Annotated in this window: 17 protein-coding genes; 4 read left to right on the top strand and 13 right to left on the bottom strand. The window is 62.3% G+C overall.

Annotation, left to right across the window (positions count from 1 at the left end; translation table 11 throughout):
- The first annotated feature begins 166 nt into the window (after positions 1–166).
- Complete coding sequence (locus H1D44_RS15450) at positions 167–655, top strand: pyridoxamine 5'-phosphate oxidase family protein (RefSeq protein WP_181515753.1); 489 nt, start codon at positions 167–169, stop codon at positions 653–655.
- A gap of 69 nt (positions 656–724) precedes the next feature.
- On the opposite strand, the gene nfsA is transcribed toward H1D44_RS15450, so the two are convergent.
- Positions 725–1456, bottom strand: a complete 732-nt coding sequence (nfsA, locus tag H1D44_RS15445) for an oxygen-insensitive NADPH nitroreductase (protein WP_181515752.1) — start codon at positions 1454–1456, stop codon at positions 725–727.
- Positions 1457–1608: 152 nt separating this feature from the next.
- Between nfsA and H1D44_RS15440 the strand changes: the two genes are divergently transcribed.
- The gene (locus H1D44_RS15440; RefSeq protein ID WP_181515751.1) at positions 1609–2472 is read left to right on the top strand and encodes a sirohydrochlorin chelatase; all 864 of its coding nucleotides are present in this window, start codon (positions 1609–1611) and stop codon (positions 2470–2472) included.
- A 134-nt stretch (positions 2473–2606) separates the two neighbouring features.
- A complete protein-coding gene (gene bfr / locus H1D44_RS15435; protein ID WP_181515750.1) occupies positions 2607–3074 on the top strand; it encodes a bacterioferritin in 468 nt (155 codons plus the stop codon).
- Positions 3075–3104: 30 nt separating this feature from the next.
- On the opposite strand, the gene H1D44_RS15430 is transcribed toward bfr, so the two are convergent.
- Both H1D44_RS15430 and H1D44_RS15425 read right to left on the bottom strand, forming a co-directional pair.
- Entirely contained in the window at positions 3105–4271 is a 1167-nt protein-coding gene (locus tag H1D44_RS15430) for a diguanylate cyclase (protein WP_181515749.1), read from the bottom strand.
- Between the two features lie 218 nt (positions 4272–4489).
- Positions 4490–5659 (bottom strand): DUF1835 domain-containing protein, encoded by a 1170-nt coding sequence (locus tag H1D44_RS15425; RefSeq protein ID WP_181515748.1) that lies wholly within the window; start codon positions 5657–5659, stop codon positions 4490–4492.
- A gap of 350 nt (positions 5660–6009) precedes the next feature.
- On the opposite strand from H1D44_RS15425, the gene H1D44_RS15420 reads away from it, so the two are divergent.
- Positions 6010–6222, top strand: coding sequence for a putative quorum-sensing-regulated virulence factor (locus H1D44_RS15420; RefSeq protein WP_181515747.1), 213 nt, complete (start codon positions 6010–6012; stop codon positions 6220–6222).
- Positions 6223–6232: 10 nt separating this feature from the next.
- On the opposite strand, the gene H1D44_RS15415 is transcribed toward H1D44_RS15420, so the two are convergent.
- From H1D44_RS15415 to H1D44_RS15370, 10 genes are all read right to left on the bottom strand, one after another.
- Positions 6233–6592: a hypothetical protein gene (locus H1D44_RS15415; protein ID WP_181515746.1), complete on the bottom strand. Its 360-nt coding sequence runs from the start codon at positions 6590–6592 to the stop codon at positions 6233–6235.
- 3 nt (positions 6593–6595) lie between these two features.
- On the bottom strand, positions 6596–6868 hold the full coding sequence (locus H1D44_RS15410) for a type II toxin-antitoxin system RelE/ParE family toxin (RefSeq protein ID WP_181515745.1): 273 nt from the start codon (positions 6866–6868) through the stop codon (positions 6596–6598).
- Between the two features lie 3 nt (positions 6869–6871).
- Entirely contained in the window at positions 6872–7093 is a 222-nt protein-coding gene (locus H1D44_RS15405; RefSeq protein WP_010626725.1) for a TA system antitoxin ParD family protein, read from the bottom strand.
- A 95-nt stretch (positions 7094–7188) separates the two neighbouring features.
- Positions 7189–8082, bottom strand: coding sequence for a copper resistance D family protein (locus tag H1D44_RS15400; protein WP_220128120.1), 894 nt, complete (start codon positions 8080–8082; stop codon positions 7189–7191).
- Positions 8083–8085: 3 nt separating this feature from the next.
- Positions 8086–8481, bottom strand: coding sequence for a copper resistance CopC family protein (locus H1D44_RS15395; protein ID WP_220128119.1), 396 nt, complete (start codon positions 8479–8481; stop codon positions 8086–8088).
- A gap of 93 nt (positions 8482–8574) precedes the next feature.
- Positions 8575–9867: a M20/M25/M40 family metallo-hydrolase gene (locus tag H1D44_RS15390; RefSeq protein ID WP_181515744.1), complete on the bottom strand. Its 1293-nt coding sequence runs from the start codon at positions 9865–9867 to the stop codon at positions 8575–8577.
- Between the two features lie 80 nt (positions 9868–9947).
- Positions 9948–10583 (bottom strand): TolB-like translocation protein, encoded by a 636-nt coding sequence (locus tag H1D44_RS15385; RefSeq protein ID WP_181515743.1) that lies wholly within the window; start codon positions 10581–10583, stop codon positions 9948–9950.
- Positions 10584–10733: 150 nt separating this feature from the next.
- Positions 10734–11309: a PRC-barrel domain-containing protein gene (locus H1D44_RS15380; protein ID WP_181515742.1), complete on the bottom strand. Its 576-nt coding sequence runs from the start codon at positions 11307–11309 to the stop codon at positions 10734–10736.
- A 201-nt stretch (positions 11310–11510) separates the two neighbouring features.
- On the bottom strand, positions 11511–12335 hold the full coding sequence (locus H1D44_RS15375) for a PRC-barrel domain-containing protein (protein ID WP_181515741.1): 825 nt from the start codon (positions 12333–12335) through the stop codon (positions 11511–11513).
- Between the two features lie 147 nt (positions 12336–12482).
- The gene (locus H1D44_RS15370) at positions 12483–12857 is read right to left on the bottom strand and encodes a copper resistance CopC family protein (protein ID WP_181515740.1); all 375 of its coding nucleotides are present in this window, start codon (positions 12855–12857) and stop codon (positions 12483–12485) included.
- Positions 12858–12859 lie beyond the last annotated feature (2 nt).

Here is a 12859-nt window from a genome sequence, read left to right as displayed (position 1 = left end):
CCTCAGTTTAGCGGGTGCGGTTCCAGAGGAAGGCGAAATCCCGCAATTCTCCTTCCCAGCACATTTGCGCAGGCTGTCCCTGGTAACTAGGCTGACTCACGTCATGAACGACAATGCTGCGGCGCATCCCGGTTTACCGCGGCGCATTCAACAGGAGGTTGAAGCCATGTCCAGCCCTGAGCACAAGCAGAAGATCTGGCAACTGATCAAGGACATCAAGGTCGGCATGCTGGTTACACTGGACGACGATGTGCCTCACGCCCGGCCGATGCACCTGGTTCAGGAAGAGTATGACGGCACCCTGTGGTTCTTCACCCGCCGCAGCGCCGAGAAGGTGGCCGAAGCCGCCGGCGGGCATGATGTCTGCCTGACCTTCTCCGATCAGGAGCATGGGGTATACGTGTCGCTGACGGGCAAGGCCAGCTTGACCGATGACCGAGAATTGATCGAGAAGTACTGGAATCCCTTCGTCGCGGCCTGGTTCCCGCAAGGCAAGCACGATCCTGACGTCGCCCTGCTGGAGGTCCACGTGCAGATGGGCGAGCACTGGAAGGCCAAAGAGAGCAAGGTGTTCCAACTCTACGAGTTTGCCAAGGCCAACATCAAGAAAGACGCCATCCCGAACCTGGGGGAGAATCAGAAGTTCGGTGGTTAAGCAGCCTGGCATCAGGAAGGCGCCTCCCACAACGCTTGATCAAGTGGAAGACGCCGGGCTGTTAGTCTTCTACTTCATCTCGAAGCCGCGCTGGGTGAGGAACTCGCGCATGTGGGCGCGCAGCTTGCTGTCGAACAGCGGAGTGAGGTTCTTCGACCAGTTACTGTCCTTGTTGCCCCCGCGGCGCTGGCCGTAGTAGCTCTGCATGGCATCGTCGAAGGCGGCGACCAACTCGCTGTCGTCAGCGTAGTAGTCCTCCTTGAGGATCGCCTCTACCGGCAGGCGCGGCTTGACGTCCGGGTCGGTGTCCGGGTAGCCGAGGCACATGCCGAAGACCGGGTAGACGTGCTCGGGCAATTTCAGCAGGTCGCTGATGGCCTGGGGATTGTTGCGAATGCCGCCGATGTAGCAGATGCCGAGCCCCTCGGATTCGGCGGCGATGGCCACGTTCTGGGCCATCAGCGCGGTATCCACGCTGGCCACCAGCAGCTGCTCGGTCATGCCGCGCACGACGTTGGCACCGGTGCGCTCCGAGGCCTCGGTAGGACGCTTCATGTCGGCGCAGAACACCAGAAAGTCGGAAGCGGTCGCCACATAGGACTGTCCGCCAGCCAGCTCGGCGATCTTCTCGCGGTTGGCCGGGTTCTTCACGTGGATGACGGTGTAGGCCTGGACGTGGCTGGAGGTCGCGGCGGCCTGGCCGGCACGAATCAGCTCGACCAGCAGTTCCTGCGGGATCTTCCGATCGGTGAATTTACGAATCGAGCGGTGGGATTTCAGCAGTTCGATGGTGGGATTCATGGCGCCTCGCGGGATGCGTGTCAATCGTTAACTTGCTTATTGTCTTTCATTCCGCGATGCATTGCATTTCTTGACCGCCACTCCGGCAGGTAGTGTGATAAGGCCAACGCCACGCGCAGCGGCAGCCGCCTTGCGCCAGCCATGAGGCCTTCATGCGAAAGATACTGCTCGTCGACAACGGCTCCCTGCGCCCCCAGGCCACGCTCAACCTGCGTCGCCTCGCCAATGCCCTGAGCCAGGCCACGGGCGAAGCGGTGGAGGCCGCCTCGCTACTGCACTCCAACAAGATCCCCCCCGAGAAGCTGGACGGCCTGAAAGCCATGACTCTAGGGCCGCTGGCAGAGCAGGAAGCCGCACGAGGGGTGACCGAGCTGCTTATCCTGCCGTTCTTCTTCGGTCCCAGCCAGGCGCTGACCCGCTACCTGCCCGAACGCTTGGCCGAGGTTCAGGCCAGCTACCCACAGTTGGGGGTCAAGGTGGCGCTGCCGCTGGTCGACAGCCTGGCGCCGGTGGATCTGCGCCTGGCACGGCTGCTGGCGGATAACGTTCGCGAGAAGATGGCGGGGCTGACCAAGCCCAAGGTGGTGCTGGTCGATCATGGCAGCCCGATCCCGGAAGTGACGGCGGTGCGCAACTTCCTCGCCGGCCAGCTGAGCGTATTGCTGGCCGATGAGACGAGCTGCGTCAGCTTCGCTTCCATGGAGCGCCGCGATGGCGACGAATACCGCTTCAATGAACCGCTGCTAGCCGATCTGCTGGCCTCGCCCGCCATGGCCCGGGGCGATGTCATCCTTTCCATGCTGTTCCTTTCGCCTGGACGGCATGCCGGCGAAGGCGGCGATATCACGGAGATCTGCGAGCAGGCGATGGCAAAGTCTCCGGGCCTTAACGTCACCACCACCCGGCTGGTCGGGGAGAACGACGCCATCATGGATGTCCTCGTCACCCGCCTGGGCCAGGCCCTGGCAGGGGAACCACTGCTGATGGCATTACCGCCTGCCGATGCTTCGCCTTGACCCTATGGCTGCACGCACAGGCATGAAAACCGTACAGGGCACATCAACCACATGAATTAAAAAGGGAAATTGACCAAATACCCAGTTACCCCTAGGATGACACGAGCCTCCTCTTTCGCTCATTAAGGATTCACATGAAAGGCAAGCAGAACATCATCGATGCCTTGAACGGCCTGCTGGCGGCGGAGCTCGCCGCCATGGACCAGTACTTCCTCCACTCCGAGATGTATGCCGACTGGGGGCTCACCAAGCTCTATGAGCGCATCGCCCACGAGTTCGATGACGAAAAGAGCCATGCCAAGCAGTTGATCGAGCGGATCCTGTTCCTGGAAGGCCAACCCGATATTCATACCCGTACCCCGGTGCGCATCGGCCAGGACGTGGAGGAGATGCTCGGCAACGACCTTCAGCTCGAATACGAGGTGGGTGACGCCCTGAAGGAAGCCATCGCGCTGTGCGAGAGCGAGCAGGACTATCAGACCCGCGACGTGCTGCTGGGGCTGCTGGCCGACACCGAGGAGGACCACGCCTACTGGCTGGAGCAACAGCTGCGGCTGATCAAGATGATGGGCAAGCCGAACTACCTGCTCTCCCAAATGTGAATCCAGGGCGCCCGGCGGTCGAGCACGGTCTCAGCGATTCAGCGTGCCACTCCGCCGGGGCGCGATTGCCGCACAGGGCTTGCACCCATCGACCGTGCAGGGCATCACCTCGATCCGGTTACGCCCCTTCGCCTTGGCCTTGTAAAGCGCCCGGTCCGCCCGGTTGATGACGACGAGGCGCTCTTCGTCCGGGTGGTACTGGGTCACGCCGAAGCTGGCCGTGCAGTGCCCCGCCCGGGCAAAGTCCAGGGCGCTGATCCGCTCCTGCAGCAGGCTGGCAGCTGCCTGCGCCTGCAGCAGGTCGGTTTCCGGCAGCACGATCAGGAACTCCTCGCCTCCTAACCGGCCCACCTGGTCCACACTGCGCAGATTGTCGCGCAGCAGTGAGGCAAACTGCTTGAGGACGCTGTCGCCGACAATGTGGCCATGTTTGTCATTCACCTGCTTGAAATGATCGATGTCGAGCAGGATGACGGATAGCGGCGTACCGTAACGGCTGGCTCGTTCGCACTCCTCGTCAAACAGTGCTTCGATCGTATGTCGGTTCCAAAGGCCGGTAAGTCCATCCACGCTGGCCAGATGGGCGAGTCTGCGTTGCTGCAGAAACATGGCCTTGTGAGCCTTCTCCAGGATCAGGGCATTGAGAATTCCGAAAGAGAAAGCAGCGAGGATGTATAGCAGGTGCAGATAGAGGAACCCCCGCTCCTGAGGCACCAGTATTGTCGTGGCCAGTATCACGACCAGGGCGCTGGATGCCGATATCGCCGCCTGGCACAGCCGTAGGCCCGATGTAGTAAACGTCCAGATAAGAATCAGGTACAGCTCGGGAGCATAGAGCGGGAACTGTCCCTGGCCCACGTTGAGGTAGAGCGATGCGATGGCGGCGAGCACGGGTGCCACCATCAGCAAGGCCACCATCGGCCGGTAGAGCGCGCTGGACAGCGTCATTGCGCTGATCGTTACCAGCAGGAAGGGCACGAAAAAACCGTGCAGCGCAATACGTAGCTCTACCAGATTGGGCGCAATGGAAACCTGCACCGCAGCATAAATGAAATAGAGCAGCGCGGTGAGCAGGGCGATATAGCGAATCAGGGGGATCTTGGCTTGGAGATACCAGGTATCGAAGGCTGACTTTTCTTCGTGGGTCGCCCCATGCAAAGGGTCAACCGTCCGTTGCAGACGACTCAGAACGCTCACATGCTACGCCCTGGCTGCATCACGCCGTTACGTGAACAGCCCAGGCCACCTCGAGCGAGGCGGCAAGGCTGCAGGACAGCATGGGAAGATGCAAAACTGGCCCTGATGAACCTGTATTCATGCGTCGCCCCCCCTTGCGTACTCACGGCACTCTATTCTTGGCTTGCATGGTGCCTTTCTTACAGCATGACCTTTGCCATACCTGAGGTCAACGCTGCTCACTCACCAGGCCCAGATGCCGTGGTTGAACAGAGCACGGTCCGCCCCCGCACGGTCAGTTCAAGCCGGCGGTGTGGCCATTCGCGCTGAATCTCGCTGATTGCGAGAAGCGGCTCGGGTCCGGCAATGAGCGGCTGCAGCAGCCACCAGAACATCAGATCGCCTAGATAGGGTAGCGGCTCGTACTCGCGCATGAGGTAGGAGAACGTCTTGCCCACCGGCAACGGGCCGTGGTCGCGTACGATCACCAGCGTCAGCCGCTCGGTCAGGCCTAGGCCGTCATCCTCGGCGGGCCACTCCTGCAGGTGACGAGCCAATGCACGCCCCATCATCGGCAGTGCCGGCGTACCGCTGGCTACGAGCGCTTGCAGCGGCTCGGGGCCGTCGGCGGTCAGCGCTTGCCACGCCTGAGTGCCCAGCGTCAGCAGCGGCGCCTCCACGGGCCGGCGCTGCTGCCACAGCCAGGCCAGCAGGTCCGGGGCGAGCTGGCCAAGGCCGATGAAGCGCTCCACTCCGGGCACCGACTCCACCGCCACCAGCTCGATCCTTGCCTTGGGTAGGCGCGCACGTAGCCGGTGAAGCAGGTAGGCCAGGATCAGTTGGTCGTAGCTGTCATGTTCGAACCACAGCACGATGCGCTCATAGCGCTCGAGCTCGTTCAGCCCGGCGTAACCCTTGCGCAGCCGGGCACGAATATCGCGCTCGGTCATGCCGGAGATTTCTGCCAGGTAGCGTGCACGCAGCGCCATGAGTTCTTCGGGCGGCAGATCACGCAGCGGGCCGATACAGAACGGATCGGAAAACTCGAGGAAATCGCCCCCGAAGCCAGCGGTGCGCAGGCTGTGCTCGATATCCGAGCCGCAGCGAATGTGCAGCGTGGCCATGTCGCGGTCGCCGCGCTCGGCTAGCCTGCGCCGAGAAAGGTCGAGCGCCTCGATATGTGCCTTGAGCTTCGGCCAGCTGGGAAAACCGCATTCGCGGGCGACGACGAACTGGGTATCGGCGAGCTTCAGCGGCGTCTCGCGCGGCGGGATGTGCTGAAGAATGCGTGCCAGCGCAGCCGGGTCGTCAGCCCGGGCGGCCTTGAGCAGTTCCTTGGCACGCTTGCGCTGCTGTTCCAGATTGAAGCGGCCGTGCGACGTGGCGTCTGGCCGGGGCATTGAAGACATACGATTCCCTCCATGCGCCTGTGTCCGCCGGACAGGCCGGGAGTCGTATGGTATCGGCAATCTGAAGCGTTGGGCGCAGCCCTTTCCGCGGACGGGGACGCCTTGCGGCGCTACCCCTTAGCCTCGCGCGGCTGGGTGCGGGTGTCAATCCTCTTTCGTTAGCTCGTCATGCGCCGCCGGCTGCCCCGGACGGCCCATCAGGGAATCCTCGCCGAAAGTGGCAAGCTGGCCGGCTCCACGGCAATACAATACCGGTCCGGTAAGCGTATGTTGCGTTCGGCAAACCTCCCGCTTGCCCCGCAGCGGCTTTGCTGGTGGGATATTCTGCAGCGCAACGACAGGAGATGGACGTGCAGCCAGAAGACCTGGAAAAACTGGTCACCCGGAAGATGCCATTCGGCAAGTACGAAGGCCGGCTGATCGCCGACCTACCGGGGCCTTACCTCAACTGGTTCGCTCGGGAGGGCTTTCCCCAGGGCGAGATCGGGGAGTTGTTGCACCTGATGCACGAGATCGACCACAACGGCCTGGGCGAGCTGCTCGACCCACTGCGCCGCTCGTGAGCAAGCTTCGTCAGGCCCTGGATGGGCGTTCGGCAAGGGCTCGCCGGTACTCCTCACGATAGGCTTCGACATGTCGGGCCGGCTCCGCCGGCAAGCGCCCCAAGGCCACGGCCAGTTCGAAGAAGCCCTGTGCCGGCAGGCCATCGCGCCGGCTGACCACCAGCGCGGCGATGAAGGGTCGGCCGCGCTCGGCATCTTCGCGCATCGACGCTTCGAGCGCCTGAGCCACGCGCTGGATGGTTCTCGGCGGGGTGAGCCCCAGGGCTTCGGCGAGCTGCTGGTAGGTCATCGGCAGCGTGGCCGCCGGCGCCGCTTCGAGCAGGCGGCGGACCTGGGTGGCGAGTAACTGAGCGTCGGTTGAGGAGGCCATCGGTCAGAGTTTGATATCGCGATAGAAATTTTCGTGGGTGCCCAGTGCCATCAGGGCCAGCACGATCGAGTCGCCATCGTAATGGTAGCCAAGCAGCGTCAGTTGCTTGACCATCTTGAATTTGTAAACGCGCAGAAAACTCAGGTCGCCTTTTTTCAGTCCACCGATCAGCGGGTTCTCGATCAGAGTACGCACGGCCTTGTCAAGATCGCGTTTCTGGTTGGCATGAAGCTTCTTGACCGCCTTGGTGAAGGTGGGCGTCTGAAGAACCTGCATGGCTTAGTCAAACTCGTAGGGTTCGAGCTTGCCGGCTTCACGCTCGGCCTTGGCAATGATGGCTTGGCGCACGAATTCGTAAGGCAGGTCGGGATTGTCCTCCATCATTTCGCCGATCTTGGCCCAGTGCTCGATCTGCTTGGGCGTGGAGCGATTCATCGCTTTGGCCATGATACTGGCCTTTTCGACCAGCTCATGATCCAGACGAACGCTTGAAGTACTCATCGGGCTCTCCTTTGGCATTTCTCAACCGAGCGAGGCAAACAGCGTCATTTGTGGCATTTTACCACAAACGACCTCTTCATGAGAGAGCCACACGTTCACCGCACCGGTGAGCTAGTCGTCAGCAGTACGGCGGCAATCAATACGATCATGGTCATCAGGCTGGCTTCCACGGCAATACTGCACCTCAGTCGGAGTAACGCCTCGGGCTTGCCACGCGCTACGGCGGGCACCAGCCACCAGCGGTTGGCCGCCCCCAGCAGCAACAGCCCCATTACCAGCGTCAGCTTGACCGAGAGCAGTTGACCGTAAGCTGTGTCCAACAACGCCCCCGGGCGGCCACCCATCAGCCACATGGCCAGGCTGCCGCCAGCGAATAGCAGTAACGGCACCAGCAGCAGGCCAAAGCGCCCGAAACGCAGCAACTGCTCTACTGATGCGCCCGACGAAGTGCTGCCGGCCACGCGGTAGAGGGGGGACAGCGCCGCCGCCCAGAAGGCGGCAAGCCCCAGATGCAGCATCAGCAGCATGCTCTGCCATGGCGATCCGCGGGTGTGGCCGACACGGGAAAAGGCCAGCAGGATCAGTACGACGCCAAGCGCGCCGACAGCGTAGCGGACGCCGCGAGGCGCCCCCTGCCAAAGCGCAACCGGCACCACGACCAGCCCTATCAGGGCCAGGCGCAGCCGTTCGCCCTGAGCGCTCTCGCCGACGATACCCAGCAGTACCGGATTGAAGGCCGATTCCCAGTTACCGCCCCCCAGGTAGGCGGCCTGAAGCAGCCACAGCAACAGCAGCATGACGATGCCGGAGCCGGCGGCAATGCTGGTGCTGCGGTCTAGAACGACGACTTCGCGGGACGGCAGGCCGGGAAAGGCAGCGCGAAACAGCAGCCCGCCCACCGCCAGCAGTGCAGAGGCGTAGAAGCCCGCCAGGGCCAGCACTCGCCCGATCGTCCAGGGGTCCAGCCCGGCCATTACCGCATTGCCCATGGCCTACTCTTGAACGGTAAAACGATAGCCACCCGACATGCTATGCCCGTCCTCGGCGATGCCGCGCCAGACGACCTCGTACTCGCCGGGCTCCAGGGTGTCGGCGGGAACGCCCTCATGCGTTTCCGCCATGGCTCCTACAGGGTCTTCGCTGAGCTCTACCACTCCCTGAGGTCCGTTGACGTCGAACTGGGTAATGCGGATCGGTGAATCGAATTCGAGCCCCAGGCGCTCGGGGGATTGCTCCAGCGTGGCGCCGGCTTCGGGCTCTGTGGCGGTAATATGCGCATGTGCCCAGAGCAGCGGGCTGGCCAACATCAGCCCGAAGACTGCCACCTGCACCATCCGTATCACGCCTCTCGAGAGGCTTCCCCTGGAAACGCTCCTTTCAACTTGCATGTCGATGCTCCTGGTTCGTTTTTGCGATTGCCATAACCCTGCTGGGTCAGGTGAAAGGCTCTCACGCTATTCCTTCGCAGCGCTGGAGTCTGTTCAAGAAGGATGCTTCTGCTGATGGCCTGCCTGCCGCTCGCTCTCGCCCGCGCCCTCCTCGGGCTTAGCCGAACCTTGGTGGACGAGGCGCTGGGCCTGGTCGAGGCGCGGGTGATTGTCGAGAAACTCGCGATGCGGGTCCTCAAGGGCATCCAGCGCCTGTAGTGTACGTGCCAGCACATGGATGGCGGCGAGCACGTCCTGGGTGTTGCCGGTCTCGGAAATGGTGTGCATGTTGCGGATCGGAAAGCCGATGGAGGTGGCGGCACAGTCGATGGCGGCCAGCACCCCGGCCATGCCGTCGGTGCCGGTATCGGCGCCCACGATGTCACGCTGCATGGGGATGCCGTGCTCACGGGCGGTAGTTTCGATCACGCGGTTGAGCTGCTCACTGGCGATCGCCCCAACCGACATGGTGAAGCCCTTGCCCATCTCCAGTGCCTGCATGCGCCGCTCGCCGATGCCGGGGGCGGCCACGTAGTCGTGATTGACGTCGACGCCGATGATTACGTCGGGCGCGAGCTCACCGGCCAGTACGCGGCTGCCGAAGCGGCCGATCTCTTCGTAGCTGGCAATGGCGAACATGATACGCACCTTCTCGGTACCGCCGGCCTCGGCAATCAAACGTGCTACTTCGGCAGTGACGAAGCAGCCCAGGCCATTGTCCAGGTAGGCGCCGTAGAAGGTGTCGGGGCTGAAGCCGTGACGGATGGGCCGGTCGAAGATGATCGAATCGCCGGGCCGCACGCCGAGATTGAGCACCTGCTGCTTCTTGTTTTCGCCGTGGATCTGCAGGTCGAGATAAATCTGCTCCTTCTTGATGCCCTTGCTGCCGTCGCGCATGGCCGGATCGGAGAAGTGAATGGCGCCCAGTGCCTCCACGGTCCCACCCTGAATAATGCGGTAGCGGCCCGGCGCCTCGGGGTCCTCGCTGAACAGCTTGACCTCGTGGCCGAGCAGCACGGTGGGCAGGAAAGAGTCGGTATTGATCCAGATCTTGCCGTCATCGCCAATGCTGCGCACCTGCATGCGGATCTTGTCGGCGTGGCCGATGATCATCACCTTGAACAGGTCATCGCGATCCGGGTGGGTATCCCAGACCACCCCGGCATGGCCCTTGAACTGATGAAGGTGCCAGCCTTGCGGGGCGAAGCTCTCGAAGTGGGGCTTGAGTACGCCGTAGGTCATTGCCGCTTCCAGCCCCACGGGACTGGGTGCGTCCAGAATCCGCTGCATCAGGGAAAACTGCGGCTCCGGCATGGGCTCGGTCCACGGCTTGTTCGTCTCGCTCATAAAGAAAACGCTTCCTTCGCTACGTTCAGGGGATAGGAGCAGTCTGGCAGATTGCGCAACACCATGGGGAGCGCCGCATCTCACGGCCTATCGGGGACGACCTCACCGCCGGAAGGCTCATAGCGGAAGCGCTGCCCCTCCACCTCGAATACCAGCTCGCCGTCGCGCCACTCGACGATCTCATATTCGGCATGCGGTGGCACCTGCTGTGCGTGGCTGGGTATCCGCACTTGGCTCTCCGTAGCGCTGACGGTGGCATTCAGGGCGGTACGATCGACCACCACCAGCAGGCGGCTCCCGGCCGGCGAGTCGTTATAGAAGGTGGCGTAGCGGCCGTCGGGGCTCCAGGGCCCAAGCGTGACCTCGCCGCCGTACTGAAAGGTAGCGGGCTGGGGGATGGCATCCTCCCACGGCATCAGCCAGCCGGCACTGTGGGCAGCTCCCACCGTGGCAATGGCCAGCCACTGCCCATCGGGCGAGAGCTCGGCGTCGGTAAAGGCTTCCGCTGCGCCGAATTCACTGGCATCGTCCACACGAATGCTGGCAGGCATGTCCTCGATCGTCAGCAGCGAGGTTCCATCCGCTGCCAGGATCCGCTGCTCCTCGACATGATGAGGCCCCTCCGGCGTACCACCGCCCGCTTGAGCGAGATCGTTCTGGCAACCCGCCACGGTGAGCATGCCGGGCAGAAGCGCCAACAGTAGGCTTGGTCTCATTTCCCGCCTCGTTCTTGATGATGTCGAAATACAGGCATCGCGCATGACATGAAAAAGGCAAGGCCTGGCAGCCTTGCCTTGCTACTACTTCAATGTCGCCAAGGAGCCTGCCAAGATCAAGTTCAGCAGGCGTGGGGGCTTATGCAGGGTTCAACTCCCCCAGGCATCATCGAGGGTCTGATCGTCATCCACCTCGCTGTAGCTGTCCTCGTCGTATTCCTGAGCCTGCTCCTCCAGCTCATCCTCGTCCCAGGGCTGCTGGAAGACCAGTTGGTCATCCTCCAGGATCATCTCGGAAAGCGGCAGAACGACATCGTCCCCGCCCATGCCCCAGAGACCGCCGACCGTGACGACAACGTAGAGATCGCCACTATCGTCATGACGCACCACCTCCTGGACGTCACCGATCTCCTCATCCTGCTGGTTCACCACGGTCATGCCTTCGATTTCGCTGACTTCCATGTCACGGAGCGAGTCGTCGAGTCGGGCATCCGTGTCCATGGGGTCGTGATCGTGGTCTTCGATATCGTCCGGCGCATCCAGGTCGTCGGCTTCGCCGGCCATCGGATCGCCGTTTTCCTCATGCTCCATGGTGGCCTGCTCTTCGCCCACCGCAGCATCCTCGGCCATGCCGTTTTCCTGCTCGACATCATCCTGAGCCAAGGCCCCCCCGGCCAAGCCTGCGGAGATGGCACCGATAGCGATTGCGAGTAATGTCCGTTTCATTTCACTCCCTCCTAGAGTCAAACCAGTCAAATCGATACCCACGTTTTGAAAGTAGCGCTTACCGGGGAAACCGGAGGAAAGAATGCGCAATGAATCGCTACCGCATGTAACCCCTTCGTTGCACTCGTAGGCAGTACCAAAACCAGCAGAGGCAAGGCCTCACGGCCTTGCCTCCCGTCAATGACTCGCTTCGTCCAGTGCCTAAGGTCGCTCCATGGCCTCGACCAGGATCATGTCGCCATCCACCTCGCTGTAACGCTCTTCGTCGTAGTCGGTGGCCAGATCATCGAGCTCATCCTGGCCAATAAAATCCTGCAGCACCAGTTGCTCGCCCTCGAGCTGCATATCGGCCAGCGGCAAGGTGACCTCTGAGCCGCCGAAGATCCAGAAGCCGCCTACCGAGACGACGGCATGCAGGTCACCGGCATCTTCGTGGCGCAGCACGTTCTCCACCTGTCCCAGCGTTTCTCCTTCGGCATTCACGATGGTCATGCCCTCGACCTCGCTGACCAGCAGGGAGGCAATGGAATCATCGAGTTCAGCGTCAGCCGGCCCAACCTCCTCGAATCCGGTGTCGTCTGCGGCCTGGCCAGCAGCCGGTTGCGCAGAGGTGGCCTGATCACCCGGGTCGGCCTGTGTCTCGTCGTCGGTCACGTCCAGCTCCAGGTCACCGTCCTGGTCCGTGACGGTCTCGTCGCCATTGGTTTCGCCCGTGTCATTGACGTCATCGTCACCGCTGGCTTCCTCGTCATCCGCTGCCTCGGCGGGCGCGTCGTCGTATAGCTCCTCGTAGTCCTCGGCGTCGTCGCCTTCCTCAGGCAGCTCTTCCTCATCCACCGTGACTTCCGTCTCGGCGTCGTTATCGTCCTGAGCGTTCTCGTCCTGTGCATTCTGAGGCTCGGCGGCCTGTTCCTCGCCCAGGTTGCCGTTATCATCGAGCTCGATGTCGTTTTCCTGCGCCAGGGTACCGCCGGCCAGTCCGGCAGAAATAGCGCCGATAGCAATTGCCAATAATGTCCTTTTCATCGTACGTCCTCCTTGGTAGGCCCCCATACCGTCAAGATATGCAACGAGATCTCCACAGCTCCAGAAACGCAGCGCAACGAAACATTGAAATTCGGCAACTTGCGTACGCTTCGGGCAATTCTCGCCAAGCGCATTGGCCCGTCCGGCTCACTCCATGATTTCGAACCGGTACCCGCCAGCCGAGGCCGTGCCGCTCGCTGCGGTACCGCGCCACACGATGCGATACTCTCCCGGCTCGAACCGTCCCTCGGGTATGGCATAGTGCCGCTCTTCAAGACTGCCTTCCGAGGTTTCCGTCAGCTTCACCATGCCGGCCGGCCCGGATACTGCAAACAGCGTCAGGCGCAGCGGCTCGTCGAGCCGTATCGTCAACTCCTCGGGCGCCTGCTCGAGCATTGCGCCATCTTCGGGAAACGACGCCACCATCTCGGCCTGAGCCCAGAGCGGTGGTGCTACGCCGAGCAGGAGGGCAAGAGCGATAAAGCGCCCGATGCACCTGGAGCTTTCGACGCGATAGGCCAAGC

Source organism: Billgrantia kenyensis (assembly GCF_013697085.1).
Taxonomy (GTDB): Bacteria; Pseudomonadota; Gammaproteobacteria; order Pseudomonadales; family Halomonadaceae; genus Halomonas; species Halomonas kenyensis.
Note: the sequence above shows the minus strand (reverse complement) of the source record. Positions and strands in the feature narration are given on the sequence as shown.

Excerpts from the sequence above, each read along its gene's own strand:
- H1D44_RS15450 (WP_181515753.1), top strand. The coding sequence starts at position 167 with ATGTCCAGCCCTGAGCACAAGCAGAAGATCTGGCAACTGATCAAGGAC.
- nfsA (WP_181515752.1), bottom strand. The coding sequence starts at position 1,456 with ATGAATCCCACCATCGAACTGCTGAAATCCCACCGCTCGATTCGTAAA.
- H1D44_RS15440 (WP_181515751.1), top strand. The coding sequence starts at position 1,609 with ATGCGAAAGATACTGCTCGTCGACAACGGCTCCCTGCGCCCCCAGGCC.
- bfr (WP_181515750.1), top strand. The coding sequence starts at position 2,607 with ATGAAAGGCAAGCAGAACATCATCGATGCCTTGAACGGCCTGCTGGCG.
- H1D44_RS15425 (WP_181515748.1), bottom strand. The coding sequence starts at position 5,659 with ATGTCTTCAATGCCCCGGCCAGACGCCACGTCGCACGGCCGCTTCAAT.
- H1D44_RS15415 (WP_181515746.1), bottom strand. The coding sequence starts at position 6,592 with ATGGCCTCCTCAACCGACGCTCAGTTACTCGCCACCCAGGTCCGCCGC.
- H1D44_RS15410 (WP_181515745.1), bottom strand. The coding sequence starts at position 6,868 with ATGCAGGTTCTTCAGACGCCCACCTTCACCAAGGCGGTCAAGAAGCTT.
- H1D44_RS15405 (WP_010626725.1), bottom strand. The coding sequence starts at position 7,093 with ATGAGTACTTCAAGCGTTCGTCTGGATCATGAGCTGGTCGAAAAGGCC.
- H1D44_RS15400 (WP_220128120.1), bottom strand. The coding sequence starts at position 8,082 with ATGGGCAATGCGGTAATGGCCGGGCTGGACCCCTGGACGATCGGGCGA.
- H1D44_RS15395 (WP_220128119.1), bottom strand. The coding sequence starts at position 8,481 with ATGCAAGTTGAAAGGAGCGTTTCCAGGGGAAGCCTCTCGAGAGGCGTG.
- H1D44_RS15390 (WP_181515744.1), bottom strand. The coding sequence starts at position 9,867 with ATGAGCGAGACGAACAAGCCGTGGACCGAGCCCATGCCGGAGCCGCAG.
- H1D44_RS15385 (WP_181515743.1), bottom strand. The coding sequence starts at position 10,583 with ATGAGACCAAGCCTACTGTTGGCGCTTCTGCCCGGCATGCTCACCGTG.
- H1D44_RS15380 (WP_181515742.1), bottom strand. The coding sequence starts at position 11,309 with ATGAAACGGACATTACTCGCAATCGCTATCGGTGCCATCTCCGCAGGC.
- H1D44_RS15375 (WP_181515741.1), bottom strand. The coding sequence starts at position 12,335 with ATGAAAAGGACATTATTGGCAATTGCTATCGGCGCTATTTCTGCCGGA.